This is a genomic window from Tateyamaria sp. LSS28 (genome assembly GCF_059611725.1).
Genome location: NZ_JCAPFI010000002.1, coordinates 612585 through 635437 on the forward strand (window position 1 = coordinate 612585; position 22853 = coordinate 635437).

28 protein-coding genes are annotated in these 22853 nt (G+C 53.2%); 15 read left to right on the top strand and 13 right to left on the bottom strand.

Going from position 1 to position 22853, the window contains the following annotated elements:
* Positions 1 to 26: 26 nt before the first annotated feature.
* From AC53L6_RS07570 to AC53L6_RS07580, 3 genes are all read right to left on the bottom strand, one after another.
* Complete coding sequence (locus AC53L6_RS07570) at positions 27 to 797, bottom strand: DUF6683 family protein (protein ID WP_496907191.1); 771 nt, start codon at positions 795 to 797, stop codon at positions 27 to 29.
* Complete coding sequence (locus AC53L6_RS07575; RefSeq protein ID WP_496907192.1) at positions 798 to 1307, bottom strand: DUF6985 domain-containing protein; 510 nt, start codon at positions 1305 to 1307, stop codon at positions 798 to 800.
* A 102-nt stretch (positions 1308 to 1409) separates the two neighbouring features.
* On the bottom strand, positions 1410 to 2480 hold the full coding sequence (locus AC53L6_RS07580; protein WP_496907193.1) for a hypothetical protein: 1071 nt from the start codon (positions 2478 to 2480) through the stop codon (positions 1410 to 1412).
* Between the two features lie 436 nt (positions 2481 to 2916).
* Here AC53L6_RS07580 and AC53L6_RS07585 point away from each other — a divergent pair, with 436 nt between their 5' ends.
* The 11 genes from AC53L6_RS07585 to AC53L6_RS07635 all read left to right on the top strand — a co-directional run bounded on the left by AC53L6_RS07585 (position 2917) and on the right by AC53L6_RS07635 (position 13429).
* Positions 2917 to 3162 carry a type II toxin-antitoxin system Phd/YefM family antitoxin gene (locus tag AC53L6_RS07585; protein WP_496907399.1) on the top strand — a complete coding sequence of 82 codons (246 nt, stop codon included), beginning with the start codon at positions 2917 to 2919 and terminating at the stop codon, positions 3160 to 3162.
* On the top strand, positions 3163 to 3543 hold the full coding sequence (locus AC53L6_RS07590) for a type II toxin-antitoxin system VapC family toxin (RefSeq protein WP_496907400.1): 381 nt from the start codon (positions 3163 to 3165) through the stop codon (positions 3541 to 3543).
* 181 nt (positions 3544 to 3724) lie between these two features.
* A complete protein-coding gene (locus AC53L6_RS07595) occupies positions 3725 to 4588 on the top strand; it encodes a ClpX C4-type zinc finger protein (RefSeq protein ID WP_496907401.1) in 864 nt (287 codons plus the stop codon).
* A 374-nt stretch (positions 4589 to 4962) separates the two neighbouring features.
* Entirely contained in the window at positions 4963 to 5601 is a 639-nt protein-coding gene (locus tag AC53L6_RS07600) for an EamA family transporter (RefSeq protein WP_496907402.1), read from the top strand.
* A 348-nt stretch (positions 5602 to 5949) separates the two neighbouring features.
* The gene (locus AC53L6_RS07605; RefSeq protein ID WP_496907403.1) at positions 5950 to 6468 is read left to right on the top strand and encodes a YybH family protein; all 519 of its coding nucleotides are present in this window, start codon (positions 5950 to 5952) and stop codon (positions 6466 to 6468) included.
* Positions 6469 to 6700: 232 nt separating this feature from the next.
* Positions 6701 to 7441, top strand: coding sequence for a phosphorylase family protein (locus AC53L6_RS07610; RefSeq protein ID WP_496907404.1), 741 nt, complete (start codon positions 6701 to 6703; stop codon positions 7439 to 7441).
* A 415-nt stretch (positions 7442 to 7856) separates the two neighbouring features.
* Positions 7857 to 8852 carry a BMP family lipoprotein gene (locus AC53L6_RS07615; protein WP_496907405.1) on the top strand — a complete coding sequence of 332 codons (996 nt, stop codon included), beginning with the start codon at positions 7857 to 7859 and terminating at the stop codon, positions 8850 to 8852.
* A gap of 10 nt (positions 8853 to 8862) precedes the next feature.
* Positions 8863 to 10452 (top strand): ABC transporter ATP-binding protein, encoded by a 1590-nt coding sequence (locus tag AC53L6_RS07620; protein WP_496907546.1) that lies wholly within the window; start codon positions 8863 to 8865, stop codon positions 10450 to 10452.
* Positions 10427 to 11530 (top strand): ABC transporter permease, encoded by a 1104-nt coding sequence (locus AC53L6_RS07625; protein ID WP_496907406.1) that lies wholly within the window; start codon positions 10427 to 10429, stop codon positions 11528 to 11530. Before AC53L6_RS07620 ends, AC53L6_RS07625 begins: the two co-directional genes overlap by 26 nt.
* The gene (locus AC53L6_RS07630; RefSeq protein ID WP_496907407.1) at positions 11521 to 12480 is read left to right on the top strand and encodes an ABC transporter permease; all 960 of its coding nucleotides are present in this window, start codon (positions 11521 to 11523) and stop codon (positions 12478 to 12480) included. The genes AC53L6_RS07625 and AC53L6_RS07630 overlap by 10 nt, the downstream gene beginning before the upstream one ends.
* Positions 12481 to 12685: 205 nt before the next feature.
* Complete coding sequence (locus AC53L6_RS07635; RefSeq protein WP_496907408.1) at positions 12686 to 13429, top strand: DNA alkylation repair protein; 744 nt, start codon at positions 12686 to 12688, stop codon at positions 13427 to 13429.
* A gap of 191 nt (positions 13430 to 13620) precedes the next feature.
* On the opposite strand, the gene AC53L6_RS07640 is transcribed toward AC53L6_RS07635, so the two are convergent.
* From AC53L6_RS07640 to AC53L6_RS07665, 6 genes are all read right to left on the bottom strand, one after another.
* Complete coding sequence (locus tag AC53L6_RS07640) at positions 13621 to 14514, bottom strand: LysR family transcriptional regulator (RefSeq protein WP_496907409.1); 894 nt, start codon at positions 14512 to 14514, stop codon at positions 13621 to 13623.
* Positions 14515 to 14812: 298 nt separating this feature from the next.
* Positions 14813 to 15037, bottom strand: a complete 225-nt coding sequence (locus AC53L6_RS07645; RefSeq protein ID WP_496907410.1) for a helix-turn-helix transcriptional regulator — start codon at positions 15035 to 15037, stop codon at positions 14813 to 14815.
* Entirely contained in the window at positions 15037 to 15435 is a 399-nt protein-coding gene (locus AC53L6_RS07650; RefSeq protein ID WP_496907411.1) for a hypothetical protein, read from the bottom strand. The genes AC53L6_RS07645 and AC53L6_RS07650 overlap by 1 nt, the downstream gene beginning before the upstream one ends.
* Positions 15436 to 15634: 199 nt before the next feature.
* Positions 15635 to 16087: a DUF2267 domain-containing protein gene (locus tag AC53L6_RS07655; RefSeq protein WP_496907412.1), complete on the bottom strand. Its 453-nt coding sequence runs from the start codon at positions 16085 to 16087 to the stop codon at positions 15635 to 15637.
* A gap of 154 nt (positions 16088 to 16241) precedes the next feature.
* Complete coding sequence (locus tag AC53L6_RS07660) at positions 16242 to 16757, bottom strand: gamma carbonic anhydrase family protein (RefSeq protein ID WP_496907413.1); 516 nt, start codon at positions 16755 to 16757, stop codon at positions 16242 to 16244.
* 90 nt (positions 16758 to 16847) lie between these two features.
* A complete protein-coding gene (locus tag AC53L6_RS07665) occupies positions 16848 to 17735 on the bottom strand; it encodes an SRPBCC family protein (RefSeq protein WP_496907414.1) in 888 nt (295 codons plus the stop codon).
* A 123-nt stretch (positions 17736 to 17858) separates the two neighbouring features.
* Here AC53L6_RS07665 and AC53L6_RS07670 point away from each other — a divergent pair, with 123 nt between their 5' ends.
* From AC53L6_RS07670 to AC53L6_RS07680, 3 genes are read left to right on the top strand one after another with little or no spacing between them, the layout of a single operon-like run.
* Complete coding sequence (locus tag AC53L6_RS07670) at positions 17859 to 18641, top strand: helix-turn-helix domain-containing protein (RefSeq protein ID WP_496907415.1); 783 nt, start codon at positions 17859 to 17861, stop codon at positions 18639 to 18641.
* A gap of 47 nt (positions 18642 to 18688) precedes the next feature.
* Positions 18689 to 19015, top strand: a complete 327-nt coding sequence (locus tag AC53L6_RS07675) for a DUF6665 family protein (RefSeq protein ID WP_496907416.1) — start codon at positions 18689 to 18691, stop codon at positions 19013 to 19015.
* Positions 19016 to 19039: 24 nt separating this feature from the next.
* A complete protein-coding gene (locus AC53L6_RS07680; protein ID WP_496907417.1) occupies positions 19040 to 19585 on the top strand; it encodes a sugar O-acetyltransferase in 546 nt (181 codons plus the stop codon).
* A 62-nt stretch (positions 19586 to 19647) separates the two neighbouring features.
* Here the strand turns inward: AC53L6_RS07680 and AC53L6_RS07685 are convergent, their stop codons facing one another.
* The 4 genes from AC53L6_RS07685 to AC53L6_RS07700 form a co-directional block, all read right to left on the bottom strand.
* The gene (locus AC53L6_RS07685) at positions 19648 to 20295 is read right to left on the bottom strand and encodes a glutathione S-transferase family protein (RefSeq protein WP_496907418.1); all 648 of its coding nucleotides are present in this window, start codon (positions 20293 to 20295) and stop codon (positions 19648 to 19650) included.
* Between the two features lie 172 nt (positions 20296 to 20467).
* On the bottom strand, positions 20468 to 20659 hold the full coding sequence (locus tag AC53L6_RS07690; protein WP_496907419.1) for a VOC family protein: 192 nt from the start codon (positions 20657 to 20659) through the stop codon (positions 20468 to 20470).
* 173 nt (positions 20660 to 20832) lie between these two features.
* The gene (locus tag AC53L6_RS07695; protein ID WP_496907420.1) at positions 20833 to 21288 is read right to left on the bottom strand and encodes a carboxymuconolactone decarboxylase family protein; all 456 of its coding nucleotides are present in this window, start codon (positions 21286 to 21288) and stop codon (positions 20833 to 20835) included.
* Positions 21289 to 21363: 75 nt separating this feature from the next.
* Positions 21364 to 21876, bottom strand: a complete 513-nt coding sequence (locus AC53L6_RS07700) for an RrF2 family transcriptional regulator (protein WP_496907421.1) — start codon at positions 21874 to 21876, stop codon at positions 21364 to 21366.
* Between the two features lie 36 nt (positions 21877 to 21912).
* On the opposite strand from AC53L6_RS07700, the gene AC53L6_RS07705 reads away from it, so the two are divergent.
* Positions 21913 to 22752, top strand: coding sequence for an alpha/beta fold hydrolase (locus tag AC53L6_RS07705; protein ID WP_496907422.1), 840 nt, complete (start codon positions 21913 to 21915; stop codon positions 22750 to 22752).
* Positions 22753 to 22853: the final 101 nt, after the last annotated feature.

Here is a 22853-nt window from a genome sequence, read left to right on the forward strand (position 1 = left end):
CAGGACGAGGGTCGGCACGCTGGTGTCTAGCGCAACCTAAACCCCTCCGTCGTCAGCTCCATCTGTTCAAGGTCCAATCCAGATGCCATTGCGCCTTCAGCTACGGCAGCTTTCAGGGCGTTCAAATGACCGGGATTTGACTGCAGCTCCCCAATAGCAGAGTCGATCAATGCAGCTTGGATCAGATACGCTTCCGCGAATTGCTGTTTCTCTGCCTGCGTTGCGTTCACCAACGAAGGCGCAGACAACAATATGTTTGCAGATTGCCGGCGAACAGCCTGATAGCTCTGACGGGAAGGCGTGTTTGTCACACCCTGGCTGGCTTGATAGGCGCTGATCCACCAAACCGCATAGGCGTCCGCAACATTGTTGGCCTCAAGACCCACTGATGTCATGGCGTTCGAGATCATGCCCATCACATCTGCGGAAGCCAAAATCGTGCCAAGCCGCGCTGCCCCTTCCGGATCGGTTTCATTCATCCGATCAACAAAACCGCGAAGGTTTTCAGCACGGCGGGCCCGATCGACGTCAAATCTCAGGACGGAGTCATCGGCTAGTGCTGGTGCCTGAACATTGGGATTTTGGTTTTTGTTACGCCTGTCCAAAAGCTCTCTGTTCAGATTGGACATAGCGAAGTCTGGGGCAATCTGCATGGTTAAGCCCTGAGCGCCCGCGACATGCGGCAAAAGACTTGTGATAAGCGTCAAGGCAAACAGGTAGGTTAAAAAACGTCTCATCTTCCAGAATTCCTTGTTTGAAAGTCCAAAATTCCAGCTTTTTAGGAGCACGGTGATCATCTAGGCCGTGCGGTATGTGCTGAAGCTGTCATCGTAAGTGGAGTGATAGATGACCTCGGAAGTCACAGTGTCGGCATGTACGGGTTTGTCATCGTAGTCGCTGACTTTCACCAGCTCTCGGCCGTCCTTCCAGGACAGCAACAGTCCGTGCTCATCTTCCCAATCACAATTCGCTTCCAAAATCACGTAGAACAGCGGATCAGCCTTCGCAGCAACGCCTGGCTTCGCAGGTCGGGATTTGATCGTTATCGACAGTGGTCGAACGTGTTGCCAGATGTCATAGGGTTGATCGGGGCGCGGCATTGCCTCATCGACCCAACGCGTGTCGGCATGGCTGAGCATGTCCAGGTAGTAGGCGTAGACATGCTGTGTGATTGATAACCGGTCAGCCGGTGTCAGTTGCTCCAGATTGTGCAACGCGTCTCCGGCAGCGGATGGCATCGCTGTCAAATCACTCAAAAGCGTAACCGATGCACCGTCAAACAGGGGCAGACTGATCGTAGCTTGCATGAAAGCATTCACTCGCGGCACGGTTGGATGGTCAAGAACGGTTGGTTGATGGCGCGACACAACGGCGTAACTTCGCCGAGACCGGGGTCGTCACTGATTCAACTACTCGTTGGGCAGCTCTTCGAGATCGTAGTGCGTGGGCGGTGTATCCATAACAGTCTCTCGGCCAAACTCCGCAACAAAATCAAAACCGGAGGGTTGCCAAGCCTCTTGTTCCACTGCCTCAAGATCAATGCTCGCGGCCACAACCGCCTTCTCAGATGTTGCAGGATCGGTAATTTCAATGAACATGCGGCCCATCACGTCTGACCCTGGAACGTCTTGCACATCGCTGGCCTTAAATGAGAGATCGCCGGTTTTGCGATTTGGTTCGACCTCTCTCAGCCAGGCGGTAAGAGGTTGTTTCAACGCCATGCGTATGTCGTTTTCCGCAATGGCAGGATGTTCCGCTACCGTCAGGAGAGATTTGATCGTTTGTTCTCCTTCAATAACGAGGCGGTAATGAACTGTTCTGCCGTAATGTTTGATCGCGGAACCGCCATCTCTTTTGAGTATGTAAGGCCCATGCTCCAATACTGGTCGAACCGCAGGCCGCTTCAGTCCGCTAAACAAGGGCACGGATATTATCTCAAATCCCACATTGTCCGTGACAAGCGCCCAACCCGGGTTTTCTGTCGGCTCCTGCATAAGGGATCTGATGCACGCTTCTGCGGTCTTCTGAAACCGTGAAACGTCATCGCTAATGTCCGCCGTGTCTAGAAATATTTCTGCTCGGAGGTTGAAGATCCTGCCAACCGGGCGTTGATCATAGGATTGCGCTTTGGGCCAAGGCAAAATGATCTCGGGGATGGCAATCGGCGGCAGGTCGCATTTGTCGAAACTGCTGAAAAGGTAATCAGCGATTTCGTATTGCACATCTCGTGACCAGAGTGCAGCCGCGAGATCTTGTACACACTGGAGTTTGTTACATCCACTAACAAAAATAGGTTCCAGCTGAACTGGGTCACCGGCACGCGAAAAGATGACCCGAGTTTCTTCGCCACGTCCCTCAATGGAGTGAAGCTCAAGAGCAGTCTCGTCAAAGCGATCCATCAGACGGTGCGCTTCGATCCGTGTCAGAATCCGGCCGGCGAGTGGACTATCCGTGGCGACCAGAATGCTAGCCAAACCCATTACGGAGACTAACAGAGCTGCAAAGCGGTACTTCCGGCTAGACACGCATTATCTCCAGAAAGCCTACGATGCCCTCATTAGCCGCGCCTGGGTGAGTCCTGACAAGCCATCTTTTCTTGATTGTCTAGGTTCGGCGGAAGGTTTCCTCCCAACTCGTCCGTATGTTTCTTCACTAATTGGCTTGCCGGATGCCACGAAGCGGTGGCTTTGCGGACATTCGTGCGGTCGCGGTGAATTGGTGCATTGTCCGCGTCTGAGTTGTCCGTTGGGGATGCAGCGAAAGCGCGCTATCAATTGCGTAGAGTTCTCGAAACATCGAGTATGAAAACGATCAAACAATGTCAGCAATACTGACTTATTTAACATAACCTAGATTATGCCGCTCTTGACGATTGCGGCCTCTTTGGCTATATGTAGTCACACTGGGAGGTTGGAAATGTCAAAGCAATTCACTCTTCGCGAAGCCAAGTCCCGCCTGTCCGAGATTCTTGATATGGTAGCCGCCGGTGTTCAAGTCGAGATCACGCGCCAAGGTGCGAAACAGGGTCGTTTCAAACTGATACCTAGTGATGGCGAGTTCGGAAAGCGCGCACCAGGCGCCCTTAAGGGGCAGTTGACGATCCCGGACAACTTCGACGATGAGGATCCCGACATCGTGGCAGACTTTGAAAGCCAATCGTAAGTGCGCGTCCTGATTGACACGCAGGCCCTGCTTTGGTGGCTGATCGACTCTGATCAACTGGGTGAAAAAGCTCGTCGCATTTTCCTGTCCGAAGAGCCGATCATTAGCCCGGTTATCATTTGGGAGATCGCGATCAAGGCCAACCTCGGTAAACTCGACGCTGACGTTTCGAAGGTCTGTCTCGCCGTGGCGGAAGCTGGTTTTGAAAGGATCGGCTTCGCGGACAGTCACATGATCGCTCTTTCGAGGCTGGATCTCCACCACCGAGATCCGTTCGATCGGATGCTCGTCGCTCAAAGTATATCTGAGGATGTGCCGGTACTGACGTCCGACAGCAAGATATCCCTTTATGGAGTCGAAGCTATGGATAGCCGCGCGTAGGGTTCATTATGGTAAATACTAGCGAACACCAGCAAGGTCCGCTTCGAGCCCTTAGTCACCAAATGCCGCAGTGCGGCCAAGGTCGGCTTTCTCTCACATGCCGTTGCGAGGCAGAAAAACTGTACAAGACCCTGCCCAGTCATTAAGCCATGACCAAACGTAAGATTGATGGGTTACCCTAATGGCGGTATATGATTGCTCTTTTTGTGGAAAGAATAAGGACGACGTCAAATACATCGTTGTTAGTAATGACAGGGATGAAGCAGGCAGGTCTACCGCAATCTGCGACGAATGTATGGACATCAGCTTGGAAGCGACGGCTGAAAGGGCGTTAAAACACGGTTACGTCGTGCATCAAGTAAAACGATCAATCACATTTCCTCCAGAATATAAGCAAGCAGGGATATCGATCCTAAACTACTTTTCAAATGTTTTGGAAACAAAATACCCAGAAGAGAGCAGTAAAGTGAAGATTGTCCAAAACGGCTTGGAAGTAACTTTAGTGGTAGAGACTATAGATGGGAACATTGACAGAATTTCTGCCGAACTCGATGCCTATGGCGGCGTGATATCGGGGGCCACAGCGCCGGAAGAGTATATGTTAGACAGGGTTTCTGCGATGCAATTGCAGAATAAGCTGGATCTTTCTTCAATGGAGTTGCGAATGACCCGCGATATGCTTGACCTTTCCCGTAGCGAAAGTGAAAGTAGGATAGCAAGTTTGGAAGAACAGGTTTCTGGGCTCCACACTCTGTTAGCATCGTCACTGAGTCTGAATTCATCTATGCATTCCTCGGTGAAAGATGCATTTCGAATGTCTCAGCACTACAATGAACTCCAATCTGAATTCGACAATATTGTTTCAAAACTAGAAATCGGATTAACGGAAGACGACGAGGACGAAATAAAGACTGCGCTCGTAAAGGTAGAAAAAAAAGATCGTCAGATTCTGCATTCTATTTCAAACATAGCGCAGCAGTCAGCCGCTGGTGCTTCTGGAAGCCTTCTTGCGACATGGATCCTCCAAGTTCTCTCAGGTGGATAGTGATTGAAAACAACCGACGTGAGTAAGCGGACCTTGGCGCGTACCGTTTGCAGGTCCGTTTTGTCCGCCGTGCGGACCTTCGCGCCAGTAGGGGTCAATGACAGAAGTGTAGCCGAGGCGGGTTTTGGCCAGGTACGCGCGAATGAAGGCGGCGAAGAAGTGAGGCCGCGCACCGAGGTAATTTCGCGCGACCTCACAGGCGCTGGGTCTGCTCGCCAAGCCGCTTGGTTACTTAGCTCTGTGAGGGGTTTTTCAATGCTGCCAGCCCAAACCTGCCTTTCATTGACCAGTCAAGATGCTGCAGTCGCAGCCCAAAAGGAGACATTGGATTTCCGCACGGGGCGGATAGTGTTGAAAAACTCCGATTTTGGCGGATGGTGTCGAAATTTTTGCCCTCTATCGGGATTGCGCTTTGGGGTCTGCGCACCGGACGCAACTATCTGGCCTTTGCCTTCGCCATCATCGGCGTTGCCCTGCTCATCGACGTGCCGTCACTTTTGGCTGCGGACGGTTCTAAGCTGACCTCCGATTTTCTGGGCCTGACCTGGGCGGTGCTGAACGGGGCGCTGTTCGTTCTCTACATCATCCTAGGTCACAGAATTTCCGAAGGCGGCGCATCAGGCGGCGTGGAGCGTCTGGGTGCGGCCATGACAGCGGCTTTCATCTTCGTTATGCCAATCGGGTTCCTACAAGCGTTGGACGCATTCGGTGCGCCCCTGCTGGTCCTGGCCGGGATTGGCGTCGGCATCTGTTCGTCAGTCATACCCTATGTCTGCGATCAACTCGCCATGGCGCGACTACCAAGGGCCAGCTTTGCGTTCCTACTAGCCCTTCTGCCCGCAACGGCGACTATCATCGGAGCTATTGTCCTACACCAGATTCCGAGCGCTATCGACGTGCTCGGTGTGGCTCTCGTGATGATCGGCGTGGCGGTCCACAAGCCCGCGCAGGAGCCCTCTTCAACAGATGCTGCTGAAGACAAACTCGGTCCTTCGTCGCAGTCCGTCGAATGATCAAGTTGCGCTCACAGCCGTCCAACGCTCATGTATACGCAACTTGGGTTGAGCTGAGTAGTACCGGCCATCTGCAAACCGGATCAATCCTTGATCCTGCGCCGTCTCGCTTAAAGCGCGGTCGTTCGCTTTTCAGAAGCCGACGTTCGCGCCGCAATCGGCGAAATGGAAGAGAGCCCTTATTTCCGCCTGGGCTACCGCAAGTCCACCAACTGACTTCCAGAAAATGACCTTTTCCAAATGGATCAGAAATCAAGAGCCTTACTCGTGTAGACTCCCTTTCACGGTCAGGTTTCGTGGTACGGCATCACGTTCCGGCGGTTGACCGGCAGGTGAGGTGCATACTGGATGTTCTGGCAGATTGTCACAGCAAATATTCTTACAGTGTTTCTTTGCCAAGATTTGCTCGCACAAGAGCGACGGGAAATCCCCGAAAACATCACAATTGGTGCCGCAGAAGCCGCACAGGACGAAGTGGCGATCACCCGTTTGTTGGAGGCTTACAAGGCAGCTTGGTACGATCAAGACACCGACGCATTGTTGGCGCTACATTCGCCGGATGCGGAATGGATCAACGCCTATGGTAGGATAATTCGGGGACAGGTTGCCTTAGGTAGCTTTCTTACAGTCAGACTTTTCCCGCAGTTTGATGACGATGTTTCAAGGCGCGAAGTCAGCGACATGAGAAGAATTTCTAGGCGCTATGTCGGAGCAGACGGTGCTGTTTTACATCTCTACACTGACAGCGATCGCGGCTCGCCTCGAAGCGATGATCAAGAAAACCGAAGAACTCACATTCATTTAGTTGTCGAACGTGTGAACGACACCTGGCTTATTGTGCATACAGCAATCATGGACGTCAGGTGAGGCTATGGATCAGGACCTGTCGCAATCGCCCTTGGTCGATCCTTTTCTACCTCGATGAGCCGTTGCGTGGCGAACGTGTCTGAATTCAACGGAAGTGGATCGATAGACGGTGGTCTGCCTCAACTACTCTACACGCCGCATGCGGAGGTTCATTCCTGTTTTGGCCCATAAATACCATCTAGTTCCTGAGAACCTCGTTGGCACCAGATTTGCGTCCGACATCTTTGGTGACGTGAAAATCGCGCTGATGGGCTTTTGCCCTCCCCCGGCCCATTTGTTGAATTACGCTCCAAAACGGGTGCATGATCAGCATTTCATTCATGTTTCACCAGACAGTGTAAGGCTCTTGAAGCATGAAGGACGATCCTTTCTTTCCATATCGCATGTCTATGGCGGGCCGGTGGCATCTTCGACTGTGGAAGAACTGGCCTATTACGGCATCGACTACATTCTTGCTTACGGTCTTGCCGGGGGACTTGGCACAGCCGGATCGGCTATGGGTTCATATTATCTTGTCGAAGAAGCCTTCGTCGCCGACGGAACCACACCGCATTACACCACCAGTCCCACCGTCAAACCTGATGCGGAGCTGATGCAGCAGATCGTTGATCTGTGGCAAGCAACCCGACCACAGGCTCTGAAATGTGTGTCAGCGGCGACTGGTGACGCGATTTATCGCGAAGATGATCGGATGTTGGAACAGTTTGGCGACGCCGGATGCGATGTCGTCAACCTCGACTCTGCACATCTTTATGCCGTCTCGCGCATCAACAGCGCTGCCCGAAAGATCAAGACAGCTCAGTGCGGTGTGGTGTCTGATGTCATAGACAGTCAGCCGAACGGCGGATCTGAGAGTACACTCTCAGAAATGCTTTCCAGTAGTTCCTCGGGTGGCCCCAATCCTTTGGAATCGACTGGAGATATCCTGTCTTTCTACATCGAAGAACTGGCTCCGAAGCTACTTATGACTTGAGGCGTTATCAACGCACTCTCGATGGAATTCCAGATACCCATCATCCGTCAAAAATTCGTTTTTGGCAGCGCAAATGTTCGGATCGCTGCCGTGATAGGCATGTCAGCTCGTTCAGCATGAACACCGCGAAGTTTGAGTACGTGACGCCTTTGTTCAATGGGGAAAGCCTTGGCGTCTGATCGCTCAGTTTACAATAAACCGATTGTGATCCCAGAGGAACAAATCTCTTTCTAAATGAATGATTAAGGTCTGCTCTGATGGGCGGTAATTCCGACGTCAGAGATTGAAACAACCGTCTAAATTTGGATTGCGCGGCCAGCGCTAGGCTGCGTGAACGGATGCTTTTGCGCGACGTTTCTTGCTTCGGCTTATGACCTAGGCCCGACCCGCGTTGGAAACCCGAAAGGAAGAAAGTATGAACTGTTCGAGTACCTTCATGAGCTTGTTGCTTTGCACGTCAGTTGGCGGTGCGGCCTTGGCTGAAAGCAAACCGGCTGTCATTTACGGCTTGGGTGGCAAGTTCGACCGCTCATTTAACGAATCCACCTATAATGGGGCGCAGAGATTCACATCGGAGACAGGTACCGGCTATCGGGAGTTCGAGCTTCAGTCGGATGCCCAACGCGAGCAGGTTTTACGACGCTTTGCGCAGGAGGGAAGAAGCCCAATTGTCGTAGCAGGATTTGCATTTGCACAACCGGTCAACACGGTAGCTCAAGAATATCCAGATACAAGTTTTGTGATCATCGACTCCGTCGTAGAACTACCAAATGTCAGGTCACTTGTATTCAAAGAACATGAAGGGTCATTTCTCGTCGGATTGCTTGCGGCCATGGCGTCCGAAACCGGTTCCATTGGCTTTGTGGGCGGAATGGACATCCCACTGATCAGAGCGTTCGCCTGTGGCTATCGCCAGGGTGCGCTCGAAGGCGATGAGAATATATCAATTCTCGAAAATATGACCGGGACTACTGGTGCCGCATGGTCAGACCCAGTCAAGGGTGGCGAATTGGCAAGAGCCCAAATCGGACGCGGCGCAGACGTGATTTTTCAAGCCGCTGGCGGAACTGGTGTTGGCGTGCTTCAAGCGGCGGCAGATGGAGGCATTCTGGGAATTGGCACCGACAGCAATCAGAACGGCCTCCATCCAGGGCAGGTTCTCACCTCAATGCTGAAAAGGGTCGATGTGGCCGTCTACTCGGCTTTGATGGCCGCTGATCAGGATGCTTTTGAGGCGGGCGTGAGTTCTCTCGGACTTGCTGAAGGCGGCATCGACTGGGCAGACGACGAAAACAACAGATCGCTCATTTCTGACGAGATGAGAGCCGCCGTTACAGAGGCAAAAGAGGCTATCATTTCTGGCGAAATCGTTGTCCATGACTATCGCACAGACGACAGCTGTTCTTCCTGACCCCAGTTCAATGGATCAAATATCTTCGACAAAGGAGCGGTTGCAACCAACCGCTCCGGCAATTTTGCTTGAGGGCATAAACAAGGCGTTCGGCCTTGTACAAGCCAATAGGAATGTCAGCCTGAGCGTCGCGCCCGGCACCATTCACGGGATCGTCGGCGAGAACGGTGCAGGCAAATCGACGCTGATGTCCATTTTATACGGATTTTATCAAGCCGACAGCGGATCCATTTTCATCAATGGAAGGGAGCGTCGCATTGTTTCGTCAACTGACGCGATCAACGCTGGCATCGGTATGGTCCACCAGCACTTTATGTTGGTCAGACCGTTCACCGCACTTGAAAACATTATTCTGGGGGCCGAGGGCGGGCCACTTCTAGGTCATGCTCTTAAGCAGGCCCGGACACTATTGAAAGAGATTGCAGCGGAGTACGGTTTGGATGTTGATCCGGATGCTGTTGTTGAAGATTTACCCGTCGGTGCGCAGCAAAGAATAGAAATCCTCAAGGCCCTCTATCGCAAAGCGGATCTGTTGATCCTCGATGAACCAACCAGTGTTTTGACCCCCTCAGAAGCGGACCATCTGTTTCGCTTGTTGAACGGCCTGCGCAACAGCGGAAAGACGATCATATTCATCACCCACAAGCTGCGGGAAATTATAGAACTAACTGATACCGTTTCAGTCATGCGCGCTGGCGAGATGTCGGAAGTCATTCAAACGTCAAGAACCAGCATTCCCGAACTAGCCGAGCGGATGGTCGGCCGTGCTGTTCAATTTGAACGCAAAAAGGACCCAGCTCACATTGGGAAGACCGTCCTAAGCGTTCGCAACGCTTCAGTGAAAGTGGATGGTGTTGCACGCCTCAAGAATATCGATCTCGAAGTGAGAGCCGGTGAGGTTCTGGGGATCGCTGGCGTTGCCGGAAATGGCCAGACGGAACTCCTGGAATGCCTTTCTGGTATGAGGGCTTTGGATGATGGTTCCATCATGCTGGGCGGACAACCGCTTGATGCGACCGGGGCTTCTCTCGTCCGAATTCTTAGAACATCTGGTGTCGGCCACATTCCCGAAGACCGACACAAGCATGGACTGGTGACGCCATTCATGGCTTGGGAAAATTGTGCGCTTGGTCATCACCGCAAATCAGAGTTCAGACACGGACCCTTGATGAACATCACCTCAATGCAGGCGGATGCACGGGTCAAGTTTGAGGCTTTTGATGTTCGTCCTCGCGACATATTTCTCAAGACTGCAAATTTTTCCGGCGGCAACCAGCAGAAAATAGTTGTTGCGAGAGAGATTGCCGAAAATCCAGATTTGCTGCTGGTTGGCCAACCAACACGAGGTGTCGACATCGGTGCAATCGAGTTCATTCACAACCAGATCTTGGGGCTGAGGGCCGCAGGAAAGGCAATCTTGCTGGTCTCAGTCGAGCTAGATGAAATCCTCGCCCTGTCAGATCGAATTTCTGTGATGTTCGATGGTCGGATTTCCGGCACCAGACTGGCAGGCGAAACTGACGAGAGCGATCTTGGGCAATTGATGGGCGGCGTTGACAATCGCGAGGGCGGGCATGCTGCATTTACCGAGATGGGCTGAAAACGTCCTCGTACCAATCCTGAGCGTCGGGTTGGCAGTTCTATTCTCGGCTCTGGCGGTTCTTTCAATTGGAGAGTCGCCTTTGCAAGCTGTGCAGATCCTGTCCTATGGAGCGTTTGGCAATCCATACAATTTTGGCTTTACGCTCTACTATACTACGAATTTCATCTTTACGGGACTGGCTGTGTCAGTCGCTTTTCACGCCGGTTTGTTCAACATCGGCGGAGAAGGCCAAGCCTTGTTGGCAGGCGTTGGGGCGGCCTTGGCTGGTCTTTGGCTCGACAGCACGAACTGGATCATCGTTCTTATTTTTGGCCTGGGAGCCTCAATTGCCTTCGGTTCTCTTTGGGCGGCTGTTCCGGCGTTCCTTTTGGCAAAGCGCGGATCGAACCTTGTCATCACGACGATCATGTTCAACTACATTGCTGCAGGCCTGTTGGTCGCTCTGCTGAGCAATGTCCTGAAACCTACGGGTTTGGATGCTCCTCGAACACGCCAGTTTGCCCAAGAATCCCACGTTCCGCGCCTGGACCAGGTTATTAACTGGTGGGGGTTTGACATTGCCCGCATAGAGGCCAATGTCATCTTCCTGGTTGCGCTTTTTGCAGCAGTGGGAGTTTGGCTGTTTCTCTGGCGATCTCGGCTCGGCTACGAGGTCCGTGTGTTTGGGCATAGTAACACCGTCAGCGATTATTCGGGACAATCAAGATTCAAGATCACAATGATCGTGATGGCGATCTCAGGTGGTCTGGCAGGTCTGATGGCAACCAATGCCGTTTTGGGTCAACAGCATCAACTCTCGCTGGGGTTTGTCGGCGGGGCCGGTTTCACGGGCATCGCGGTTTCCTTGATCGGGCGGTCGCATCCCTTGGGTATCGTTTTTGCGGCATTGTTGTTCGGTGCCCTGTTCCAGGGAGGAGCAGAGCTTTCCTTCGAGATACCGGCCATCCCGACCAAAATGATTATTGTGATTCAGGCCTTGGTGATCCTGTTTGTTGGCGCAATGGAAAACCTCATCCGTTTTCCGACGGTCGCGGTGTTTACGATGTTCAGAACCGGGAACGGTCGATGGATCTAGATCTGATCGCGCAAGTGTTTGGATCGGCAACGCGCCTGTCAACTCCAATCCTGCTCGCGTGCCTTGCTGGATTGTTTTCGGAACGGGCGGGCATTCTTGATATTGGCCTTGAAGGGAAAATGATGATTGCGGCATTCGCCGCTGCCGCAATTGCGAGCCTGACTGGAAGCGCAATGCTTGGCCTGTGCGCAGCGATATCTGCATCTCTCGCCTTCGCGTTATTACATGGGTTCACCTCGATCTCGCTACGAGGAAATCAGCTGATATCAGGGGTTTCGATCAACATACTTGCTCTTGGCACCGCGGGCTTGATTGGCTCAGCTCTTTTCGACTTGGGCGGCCACACACCGAGCCTTGCCAGCGAACAGCGCTTTAAGAACCTCAATCTGCCATTTCACAATGACCTTGGCGTCATCTATCGAGATGTCATTTCGGGCCATAGTTTCATTGTTTACTTCGCTTTTGGATGCGTCTTGGGAACCTGGTGGCTAATTCATAAAACAAGGTTTGGCTTGCGCCTGCGGGCCGTTGGCGAGGCTCCCGATGCGGTCGAGACAGCGGGCATCAGCGTTGCTCGCGTTCGATACTCTGCGGTCGCAATTGCTGGTGTTCTCTGCGGTATCGCGGGAGCTTATCTATCGATCGCTCTATCAGCCGGCTATACGGAAGCCATGACTGCAGACCGAGGATTTATTGCGCTGGCCGCGCTGATCTTTGCGAAATGGCGCCCCTTTGCTGCGCTGTTCACTTGCCTGTTGTTCGGACTTGTCCAGGCAACCGGCTTCCAAATTCAAGGAGTCGTGGAATTCGATAATCGTTGGCTCACAACACTTGTTGAGTTCCTGGAAGCCTCGTTTCCTTACATCATGACGGTCATTGTGCTTGCAGGGTTCGTTGGCAAGGCAACTCCGCCTGCTGCCGGAGGGATCCCGTACAGCAAGGAGCGCTAGGGAGTCGAATGCAGGAGAACGTGAAATCCTGCGGTGGGCAGCATGTTCGTTGTCACTTGGTTGACCGTTTGTGAAACATGTTGATCGGGTGCGGCCGCGTCTCGAAAGCTGATGGCTGCCAGTCTATCGACTTGCAAGGGAATGCCCCGGTCTTGGCACAGGTCGAAGAAGACCAGATCTACTCTGAAATCAACTTTGGGAAATCATGAGCCGCCCGCCATTGGTAAACATCGATGCACTGCAACATGCGATCTCTTCCAAACTGAGTTGTTTGGGAGAGACAACGCCCTATGCCGCCGATGCGAATGAACCTGACCCGCGCTATCTTGGATACGGCGTTAGGGCGCCCGAGATGAAGCGTTTCTTGACCAGTCTGAAGTCTGACTTTGCCGCCTTGGACACAGAACAGAAGGTTAATTTGGCCACGAACCTCATAGCTTCGGGGTATGGCGAACAAAAGAGTGTAGCTTTGGCTCTCCTTGAGGAGGTGCCTGAATACTTTACACCGGGGCGATTTGATCAGTTGGAAGACCTCGTGAGCGGCCTTCATGGCTGGAGCAAAATCGACGGTGTTACCAAGTTGTTTTTGCCAAGTATTTTACAACGGCATGAGCGTGAAATGATCGAACTCTTGAGCAACTGGAATGCCCACGGTGACCGATGGTTACGCCGAGCGAGCGTCGTTTTATTCACGCGCAAAGTAGCGAAATCGGGCTTGTTCAAAGACGTCGCGCTTCGCCACTGCGATGTCTTGATCCATGATGCTGAACACTTGGTGCAAACCGGCGTTGGTTGGTGCCTGCGTGATCTTATGCGATGGCATAGAGAAGAAATTCTGCCCTATGTCGTTGATCTCAGAAGGATGGGTGTGAGTAGTAAAATTACGCTCTATGCTCTACGGGACATCAAAGGCGAAGAGCGCAAAGCCGTTTTGCATCACAGCCCATAGAATCATAGAATAGGAACCGATTGCCGACACTGGTGCGCAGCGCAGCATCTGTCAATCTGGGCTCTCCAGAACCTTAACTGGGCGTCGTATAGACGGAAGTTATGGCACTACGGAGGATTTCACTCTCTCCCGCAAATGACCCGATGCGGGCTTCTTCGAGGATATATCTGACGAAAATCCGCATCAACTTGTCACGTCTGAAACGCCGACTTTGCTTTATTCACAAGGAAGTCCTTCATCACGCGTGTTTTAGGTGGAAGGTACTCCCGATTTGGGTACATCGCATGGACACTAAGTGGGGGCACCTCGAACTCTTCCAAGACGCGGACAAGCTCACCGGAGTTCAGTTCGGCGACATAAGCGAATTCCGGTATCCGCGTAATGCCCCGTCCACCCATGACCAGCATTCTTTCCATATGTGCTTCATTGCATCTCACCTTCATCGGGGCGTCGACTTTGATCGACCGGCCATCGACTTGCGAGTAGTCCCAGTTATTCGCAATGTCGTGGCTGGCGAACGTGATCAAATGGTGCTCGGACAGATCAGACGGGTGCTGGGGCACCCCATGTTCGGCCAGGTAACCCGGCGTGGCGACTGTCGGCAACGAAGTCCTAAAAAGCTCGCGCGCGATCAAACTTGAGTCGGGCAGCTGGCCAATTCGCACGATCAGATCATAGCTTTCGGCCACCATGTCGACATGCCGGTCTGATACGTCGACATTGAGTGTGATGTCTGGGAATTTCTCCAAAAATTCTGGCATCCAGGCACTGAAACACCCTTGCGCAAAGATCACCGGAACACTCACTTTCAACTCGCCGTAGGGGCGGTCGCCGAGGGTTTGAAGTTTGGTCTCTATGATCCTCGCGTCCAACAAGATGCGTCGCGCGGTTTCATAGTAGACCCGGCCTGTCTCAGTCAGACCAATTTTACGCGTGGTTCTGTGAAGCAGCCGGGAGCGCAACCTTGTCTCAAGGCGCGTAAGCTCCTTGCTTACATGGGAGGTTGTGTGCCCCAGACGGCTTGCTGCTGCAGTAAGGCTTTCCGACTCGACAACTGCGCAGAACAGCACCATGCCGTCCAGCAAGTGCTTGTTATCTTCCAATCAAAGCTCCTATCTGTTCTTGTTTGGCAGTGGCGAGCATATTTTGCCTGATTGCGTGGAAGGCAATCCATCCAGAGACTGCAATGTGAATTCGGCGAAAACTTGCGTCAGAGCGGGCCAAGAGGCGTCTGGACCTCATTCAGTGGCGCGAGACTACCGGTTTTGGAATTGCAAGAGCCCTGGAAGACGCGATCAATGTCAGACTTTTCGGTGAGCCCTTAGCGTCATGACAACGTCGCTGTTTCAAGCAGCGCAGTTGAGCCTGCGCAAACACAATGCATCAAGCGTCCAAACGGTGATCTTGGCCGCGATCGGGACTTCCGTCGAAGATATCCTCGATCTGTCTTTCAAACAGATTGGCAATCTTGAATGCCAACGGTAGCGATGGATCGTAGCGTCCCGCCTCAATTGCATTGATGGTCTGGCGAGACACGTCGAGTTTCTCTCCTAGTACAGCTTGTGACCAACCAAACTCCGAACGGAGAGCTTTCAAAACGTTCTTCATCAGAACGTGCCTTCTTTTTTGGATATGAGGCCCACCGCAGCGGAGTAAGTGGTCCAGAAGATGGGCATCAACCAAAATACCTGTAGCTTTGGCGCGTCAGCCAACATCTCCAATGTTCCCCATCCCGTAGCCACAACCATGACACCGGCAATGCCGAAAAGAACAGCCTTGATCTGGATAAGGCGCAAGAATTCGTCAATCTCATTGATGAAGCGCCAGTGGGCCCAAAAAATCGCAACCATTGCAACAATGGGAACGACGGCAAAACCATAGAGCGCATGTGGAGACAGGACCAGGTTTTCGGAAGCCCATATTGTGCCCACCGAACCTACCAGGTACGCGACGATAGAGGGGAAAAATACCTTGAAATAGCGGCGGGTTGCCAGTTCTGTTGTCACCTTGTTTCTCCTTGAATATGGAAAGCTTGCTTTACATATGCGCTTTTTGAGACATGTCAAGGAGCCTTTCCATCTGCTAACTTGTTGTTCGCTAATCGAGACGCAACGTCTCGCACTAGTCAGACGCGGGATGGTTCACGCTGGCTGAGCTTATTCTTGCGGGTTGCAGCGATTGCATCCGTGGACCGGTCGATCGGGGTTAGATGATCCGCTGTTCCAGTTCCTTAGGATCCGCCACTTCGACATGCCAGTACTCGCGAGCGCCTTCAGGCATCTCTTCCAATACGCGGTCAAAATCCAACTTGTTCGTGCATCTGCGGACAGCCCAGGCTGTGGCTTCAATCGCATTGATAGGCGTAAGGTTGTGATCGGGCCGAATGCGTTTGACCTCTCGGATGAGATCGTCTCGATCAGCAAAGGCCAGGGGAGGTGCGGATACATCCCAGTCTTTCACAAAGATCGCTCGCAAAACGCAAGGCAGAACGCTGGCAAAGAGCAAACCCTGTTGCGCTGACAAGCGACGGCGAAACACTTGCAAGACGGCATCGACAGCTGTGTAGGCCATATTGTCTGACTCCAATGCCATTTGGTCCTTTGCATCGGCAAGGAAGGCACGCCATTCCTTGGTTGCGTGGCGGTAAGTCCAGGGCATGGGCATCGTGTTTACGCTCCGTTTCGGCTCCAAAGTGTTGGAGAATTGCTTCCTCGATTTGGGCAATATCCCGGTGTTATGATCCCTTTGGCAAACTCAAAGCTGAGTTGGACCCAGACTGAAACGTCGGAAGACTGGCTCCCCCTGTTCGAATTCAGCCTTTAAGGCTCGCAAGTTTTTGAGGGTCAATCCGGTAGATACCGGCCGCATAGTTCTCTGCGTTCATTTCATACATCCGTGCATTGAAACGGTTTGCTTCGGAATTGTCGTTCCGCTTCACCAGTTTTGCCGGAACACCCGCGATCACAGAGTTCTCAGGGAAGACACTGAGTTCCGTAACGATAGAGTGGCCCGCGACAATTGAGTTCTCACCGATCACTGCGCCATCCATGATGGTCGCGTTGATGCCAATCAAACACCGGTCCCCGATCGTGCAGCCATGAAGTGTTGCGTGGTGTGTGATGGAACAATCATCCCCTACAATCGTTGGCGTCTGTTCGCCCACATGTATCATGACAAAGTCCTGAATATTCGTGCGTTGGCCAATGCGGATCTCTTGAGCCTCAGCACGCATCACAACGTTTGACCAAATGGAAGATTGGTGTTCAACGGTGATTTTTCCAAAGAGCTGCGCCGATGGGGATAGATAGGCCAGTTCATTGAGGATCACGTCGGGCCCGACGTTTGAGTTTTTGGACGACATGTCAGACTCCCAAACCATGTTGGCGGTGTGCCTTGCTTAAGTGGCACCAAAGGACGCTCATTTCGCTTCGCGCTCCATACGGTCCGCCCAGGCATCTGCGAGGTCGATCAGAATGGCCTTGAACTGCGGTTTTGCCATCGTCGCGAACAGCCATTTCGACGCGGCACTGCCCTTCAAGGTCGCGACAATCTCGATGTCGAACTCCGATCCGACGGAATGCTCATTGACCGTCCAGCGACCGGTGAGATCTGCAAACGGATAGGGGTAATCATCTGCTTCCGTGTGAATGCGAAACCCGTAGGAGTGTCCGGGCTCGAAGCGGTCACATGTTTCCTCCCAGCTTTCACCTTTGGGCCCATAGCACCGGCGCTTCATCCCCAAGCCATCACCGGACAGAACTTCGACCTTTGAGATGTTATCCGCAACATCTGCATAGGCAGGGTGGTCCGTCATCACGTCCCAAACAGTTTCTTTGGGTGCCCTCACACTGCGCTTGACGGTCGCATAAAGCTTTCCATCGCGTGTTTCCACAGAGGCTTCTGGCAGAGGTTTCTTAATCTTGGCGGCGGCGGCAAACTGCGCAATGGCAAAGAATGCCACGACCATCGCAACAATCGTTACCACGGTGATCCCGTTCGTCGTGAGGATGTCCCCAAAAAATGCGATCAGCACCACGCTCCCCAGAACCCAGAGTGCATCAAGAAAGACGATCTCACTGACCGCAGAGCGAGACAAAAATTTGTTCTTCGATAACAGGTACAAAACCAGTGCAAACCCAAGAAGCCCGAGCCCGAGGCCGCGTAGCCCCAAAGCGGCCCAGTCGACCGGATTGGCAATCAGGATCGGGGCGATCAAACCGGCGGCAACCAACAGGGCGACACCGTTCAGGGCAGAGAATTGACTGTTTAGTTTGAGAAATATGCGGGCAGTGGCGGAACGTGGCATAATTTTACCTCTGATGGTCCATAGTTGGGACCATCCTTCCCACCACGCTGCATGCGTCTCAATTACGCCCCAGGTAATAGGAAAGACGGAAGCGTTCTGCGAAAAGGAGGCATGACAATTCTGATGAACAGACCACAGGATGCCTTTGGACCGCTGCTCAAATCCTGGCGGAACAGACGGCACGTAAGTCAACTTGATCTGGCGATGGATGCTGGCATGTCACAACGCCATATCAGCTTTCTCGAAACCGGCCGCTCCAAGCCCAGTCGGTATGCAGTCAGGCAGATTTGTGAAGCCCTTGAGATGCCGGCGGCGGAACATGATGTCATGCTGGTGTCGGCGGGGTTTGCCCCACAGTCCACCGATGCAAGTTGGAATGCCGACGTTCGCGCGGCAGTCGACGCGTCCATCGGCCATGTGCTGATGAGCCATGAGCCCTATCCAGCCGTTTCCATTGACCGGATCTGGAACCTACAAAAGGCCAACCAAAGCGCACAAAAGTTCTTTGCAGTAGTTGGTGGAACGGGCCAGCCGAACTTGCTTCGGGATCTGTTCTCGCCTGGCGTTCTGCGCAACAACATCCGGAACTGGTCAGAGGTGACCCGCGCGCTGTTTCGATTGCTCGACCTAGAGGTTGCGCGACGGCCGCACGACGAGGACGGCAAAGAGCTATTGGAAGAGCTGAAGTCACTTCCTGGTGTTGCCGAAGCGATTGATGAGCGCCCCAAAGAACATCCGGCGCCAGTTCTTTCTATCGAGTTTCTTATCGATGGTGCGGAACTGAAGCTGTTTTCGCTCATTGCCACAATCGGCATGAGCATGGACGCGACGCTGGATGATCTGCGGATCGAAACCCTGCTCCCCGCGGATGAGCAAACACGGGCTTGGTTTAAGCGTTTCGAATAACCGAATGTGTGTCACCATGGGCGACCAAGTCGGAAACGGAGGAATTGATGTCACTGCGCATGCCCAAAGATTTTCGAGGTGGCCTGATGCAGAACTTAGTAACCCCTGTCCTTCACGCTGAGTTGGTCGCGGAACAGGCGGCATCACTCGGCATCGCGGGCCGTAAAGTTGCAGAGGCGATGGCGGCCTTACAAGCAATGGCTCCTGAGGCCCCCGGCGATGCGGAGAGGCTAAACGCAGCCGCAGAGGCCGTGTATCAGTACTTCGTCCAGCGCGAATTGAATGGCCTTGTGGATCACAAGGATGCAATTGCGCACTACGCGATTGGGCCCGAGGTGTTGGCGCGTCTTGGGAAAGTGACGAGGCCCTTGTAGGCTGGTTTTGCCAAGGGAACATTTATGAAGTCAGAACGCCAGAAGATGGAAGCAGGGGAGTGGTATACCTGCCTTGATGAAGAGCTCGAAGGTTTGCGCGAACAGGCGCGTGCCGCGGTGTTCGAACACAATCACCTGCCACCAGATCAACGCAAGACCATGGGTCCATTGCTTGCACAGCTGATTGGCACTGATCGGGCGATCATTGAGGCACCGTTTCACTGTGCCTACGGCATCAACATCACCCTTGGGCAGGATGTATTCCTCAATGCAGGCTGCACGATCCTTGACTGCGCGCCAGTCACTGTCGAAGACCAATGCCAGCTTGGGCCAAACGTACAAATCTACTGTGCTGAACATCATAAGGACGCTGTCAAACGGAGTGTCGAGGGTCTGGAGATCGCGCGTCCGGTGCACATCAGTCGGCGCGTCTGGATTGGGGGTGGGGCGATCATTCTGGCAGGCGTTACCATTGGCGAAGGCGCTGTTGTCGGCGCAGGCAGCGTTGTCACGAAAGATGTCACCCCTGGCCAGGTTGTGGTTGGCAACCCGGCACGGGTGCTCCGTTAGGAGACGTAGTCAGTCCGAACGGCGTATTGGCGGGTGACAATCGTGGCTGTCACCTGCGGAGTTCAGAGCCTCAAATCATAAGCGGCCGCCGAGTAACTCGGACGTGTCGTGACCCGCTGGATCCAATCATGGACCGCCCCGTGGCCACCGAAGAGTTCCTCGCTTTCTGGTGTCAGGCCGATATATTGCAACATCGTCGCGACCATGATGTCTGCAAGTGAAAAATCACCCGCGAGGTAAGGCGCGCCGCCTGCCAGCACCTGTTCAACCAAGTCTAACTGGTGCGCGATGATCGGGACGGAAGCCGACACAACAACCTCGTCCGTGACACCACCAAAGACGCCGATCTTGGGCGCAAGCCGTTGCATTACCAGATCACCAATGACAGCCGGGTAGATGTACTGGCCTGTGATGTTGATCCATTTCTGCATCAGCGCGCGATCTTTGACGTCCGTTGGTTGCAGAGCAGGGCCTTCAAAGGCCTCATCCACATAGCGTGCGATGGCTACAGTCTCATAAAGGTGGAAATCGCCATGAAAGAGCACCGGCACCTTTCCGAACGGGTGTACATCAGCGATGTGCTCTCGGGATTTCAGTGTGTCGGCTTCGATGACAACACGCTCATATTCCACGCCTTTCTCTTCAAGAACAACGCGGGCTGCGAGACCATAGCTGCTCATTTTTGTCGAGGCGAGTTTGCAGTTTGGCATCCATCAATTCCTTCTAGCTTGCCTTTGTTCTAATCCTCCCCGACAGGGCCTCCCTCACGCGAGGTCGGATGTCGGATGAACAAGGGGAGCCTAGAAAGGGAGGTGGGACGCCGAAATTACTTTGGGGGGAATAGGGCGGTGTTTTGGAGCTGGGAAGGCGACATCTGAGAAATCAGGTCTCAGAGGAAATGTGCCCCATGCGCAAAAGGTTGTCGTCTGGATCAACAATCACCAGTTCACAAACGCCCCAGGGCTTCTCCTCTGCTCTGGCAAAGCTGGGGGCACCTTGATCAGCGAGTTTCAGCGGCTCGAATTCAGCCGACAAAGCGTTGGCATCTTCTACACGGTCGCGGGCAAGGATCATGTAACCATGCTCCTCAAATCTAGCGACCTCCTGAAAACCCAACTTGTTATAGAATGCGTAAGTTCTGCTGAAATCAGAACTGGGAAAAATGGGGCATACGCTCTTTAGCATTCAGATACTTCGCTGGGCTGTGCGCCGCCCGCGAGCGGCGCATGAGTTACGTGAGAAGGGTATCAATTGGTCGGATCGACTTCGTGCTGAGAGCGGAAACCCACGGCCATCCGGTTCCAGATGTTTATGGTTCCGATAGCAACGGTGAGTTTGACGATCTCTTCGTCAGAGAAATGCGGCCTCAACACAGAAAAGTCACCATCTGGAGCCCCTGTTTGCGCAACATTTGTCAGAGACTCGGTCCAGGCCAGAACTGCGCGCTCTTTTTCATTGTAGACGGGCGACTCTTTCCATGCCGGGATGAGTGATAGCCACTGATCCCCGATGCCGTTCTGGCGCGCCTCTTTGACATGCATGTCGATGCAGAAGGCACAGCCGTTGATCTGTGAGGCGCGGATCTTGAGGAGGTACAGCAAACGGGGTTCGATCCCGGCTTTCTGTGACACAAACTTTTCAAGCCCCCAGACTGCCTGGAAGGCGTCGGGTGAGACATTCATATAGTCGATACGGGGTTCCATTATGTGTTCCTCTTCATGCTGATGAGTTCTGGGTTTTGCATTGTCCTGGCGACGGCCCTCATCCGTTTTGCAGCGTTACTTTGTGCGGCTTTGTCCATTGATCCGGACATTGGCATCGAGAAACGCACAGCTTCTTGCCGCCAGTGTGCCATCATCGTCTCGCTGGACTTCGGCCAAGAGGTGGGCAATTGTCACCTTCCTGAGTTCTGCCCGATACGACCGCTCTGCCCGCAGCATCGCAGCACTGATCTGACAGGGGGCGGTGAAAAAACCATCTGCCACCGGATTTGGTCCGTTGCGGCGGATTTCCTTGCAGCGGAAAGCGGGGTCGGCCCCCTCAACCGCCAAGACAACGTCGAGAAGGGAAATCTCGTCTGGCGATCGCGCAAGGTGATACCCGCCTTTGGGACCGGGAATGGTGCCTAGGATACCCGCGCCCGACAGAGCCTGAAGATGTTTCAATAGATAGCTTTGCGAGACCCCGTGAAACTCGGCAAGAGCCGCTGCCGAGAGCACCTGATCATCCTCAAGAGACGCCAGCATCGCCACCGAGTGGATGGCTTGCTCAACCCCGTCGCTTAGTTTCATGTTGGCCTCTTCATGATTCGTAGACAATAAATATCCATGATTATAGTTGCCGTCAACGAACGTGAGCGCAGAATGGACCAAGGCAAGATGCAAAGCAGTTTACACATGGAGTGGGGGAACCTGGCCTATCGGGATGTGGGTGATTACACGGGCGTGCCGGTGGTGTTCATCCATGCGATGTCGTTTGATCAGGAGATCTGGCAAGATGTCATATCGCTGGCACCTGTCGGATACCGGCTGATCAGTCTGGATCTGAGAGGTCACGGTAAGTCCGATACACCGCCTCTGCCATATCAGGTGGAAGACTATGCAGCAGATGTCATTCGCCTGGTTGAACATCTGGAGGTGAGAGCCTGTTGTCTTGCCGGGATGTCTTTTGGCGGAATGGTCGCACAAGCCATCGCGTCGCTCTGCCCTGATCTGATCGAGCGTCTTGTGCTTTCCAACACAGCTACAAAAATTGGCGACTTCGACGATTGGATGGCTGCCGCTGAAGAGGCAAGGGATTTTGGCTTCACCCGGGAAAACACGATGTCTGGGCTGGAGCGGCTTTTCTCTGAAGAGTTTCTCGATTCATCGCCACTGATAGAGGCTTTGGTTCAAAGGCGGATAGATAGATGTGTCGAAGGGTATATCGGCTGCTGCCAGGCGATAGCACATGCAGACCTGTCAGAGTCATCTAAACAGCTTGACCAGCCGACTTTGGTAATCGGTTCCGATCAGGACACCATTACGCCTCCAGATGTCGTCGAAGGGCTCGCCGCGACCATTCCCAACAGTTCTTTTGCTTTGATCTCCGGGGCCGGCCATTTGCCATGTGTTGATGCCCCAGATACGTTAGCTGAGCTCATGTTCGGTTTCTTGCGGACCAGATGAAGAGTTATTCGTGTTAGGTGACAACGCTTGAGATTTGTCCCTTAGAATGTGAGTTCGATTAGGCACTTCGATTGCAAGCATAGAAATTGGACGATTTGACA

Excerpts from the sequence above, each read along its gene's own strand:
- AC53L6_RS07670 (WP_496907415.1), top strand. The coding sequence starts at position 17,859 with ATGAACAGACCACAGGATGCCTTTGGACCGCTGCTCAAATCCTGGCGG.
- AC53L6_RS07665 (WP_496907414.1), bottom strand. The coding sequence starts at position 17,735 with ATGCCACGTTCCGCCACTGCCCGCATATTTCTCAAACTAAACAGTCAA.
- AC53L6_RS07600 (WP_496907402.1), top strand. The coding sequence starts at position 4,963 with ATGGTGTCGAAATTTTTGCCCTCTATCGGGATTGCGCTTTGGGGTCTG.
- AC53L6_RS07580 (WP_496907193.1), bottom strand. The coding sequence starts at position 2,480 with ATGGGTTTGGCTAGCATTCTGGTCGCCACGGATAGTCCACTCGCCGGC.
- AC53L6_RS07705 (WP_496907422.1), top strand. The coding sequence starts at position 21,913 with ATGATTATAGTTGCCGTCAACGAACGTGAGCGCAGAATGGACCAAGGC.
- AC53L6_RS07630 (WP_496907407.1), top strand. The coding sequence starts at position 11,521 with ATGGATCTAGATCTGATCGCGCAAGTGTTTGGATCGGCAACGCGCCTG.
- AC53L6_RS07695 (WP_496907420.1), bottom strand. The coding sequence starts at position 21,288 with ATGGAACCCCGTATCGACTATATGAATGTCTCACCCGACGCCTTCCAG.
- AC53L6_RS07595 (WP_496907401.1), top strand. The coding sequence starts at position 3,725 with ATGGCGGTATATGATTGCTCTTTTTGTGGAAAGAATAAGGACGACGTC.
- AC53L6_RS07620 (WP_496907546.1), top strand. The coding sequence starts at position 8,863 with ATGGATCAAATATCTTCGACAAAGGAGCGGTTGCAACCAACCGCTCCG.
- AC53L6_RS07680 (WP_496907417.1), top strand. The coding sequence starts at position 19,040 with ATGAAGTCAGAACGCCAGAAGATGGAAGCAGGGGAGTGGTATACCTGC.
- AC53L6_RS07655 (WP_496907412.1), bottom strand. The coding sequence starts at position 16,087 with ATGCCCTGGACTTACCGCCACGCAACCAAGGAATGGCGTGCCTTCCTT.
- AC53L6_RS07570 (WP_496907191.1), bottom strand. The coding sequence starts at position 797 with ATGATCACCGTGCTCCTAAAAAGCTGGAATTTTGGACTTTCAAACAAG.
- AC53L6_RS07575 (WP_496907192.1), bottom strand. The coding sequence starts at position 1,307 with ATGCAAGCTACGATCAGTCTGCCCCTGTTTGACGGTGCATCGGTTACG.
- AC53L6_RS07615 (WP_496907405.1), top strand. The coding sequence starts at position 7,857 with ATGAACTGTTCGAGTACCTTCATGAGCTTGTTGCTTTGCACGTCAGTT.
- AC53L6_RS07625 (WP_496907406.1), top strand. The coding sequence starts at position 10,427 with ATGCTGCATTTACCGAGATGGGCTGAAAACGTCCTCGTACCAATCCTG.
- AC53L6_RS07645 (WP_496907410.1), bottom strand. The coding sequence starts at position 15,037 with ATGAAGAACGTTTTGAAAGCTCTCCGTTCGGAGTTTGGTTGGTCACAA.
- AC53L6_RS07690 (WP_496907419.1), bottom strand. The coding sequence starts at position 20,659 with ATGATCCTTGCCCGCGACCGTGTAGAAGATGCCAACGCTTTGTCGGCT.
- AC53L6_RS07700 (WP_496907421.1), bottom strand. The coding sequence starts at position 21,876 with ATGAAACTAAGCGACGGGGTTGAGCAAGCCATCCACTCGGTGGCGATG.
- AC53L6_RS07675 (WP_496907416.1), top strand. The coding sequence starts at position 18,689 with ATGTCACTGCGCATGCCCAAAGATTTTCGAGGTGGCCTGATGCAGAAC.
- AC53L6_RS07585 (WP_496907399.1), top strand. The coding sequence starts at position 2,917 with ATGTCAAAGCAATTCACTCTTCGCGAAGCCAAGTCCCGCCTGTCCGAG.
- AC53L6_RS07605 (WP_496907403.1), top strand. The coding sequence starts at position 5,950 with ATGTTCTGGCAGATTGTCACAGCAAATATTCTTACAGTGTTTCTTTGC.
- AC53L6_RS07635 (WP_496907408.1), top strand. The coding sequence starts at position 12,686 with ATGAGCCGCCCGCCATTGGTAAACATCGATGCACTGCAACATGCGATC.
- AC53L6_RS07685 (WP_496907418.1), bottom strand. The coding sequence starts at position 20,295 with ATGCCAAACTGCAAACTCGCCTCGACAAAAATGAGCAGCTATGGTCTC.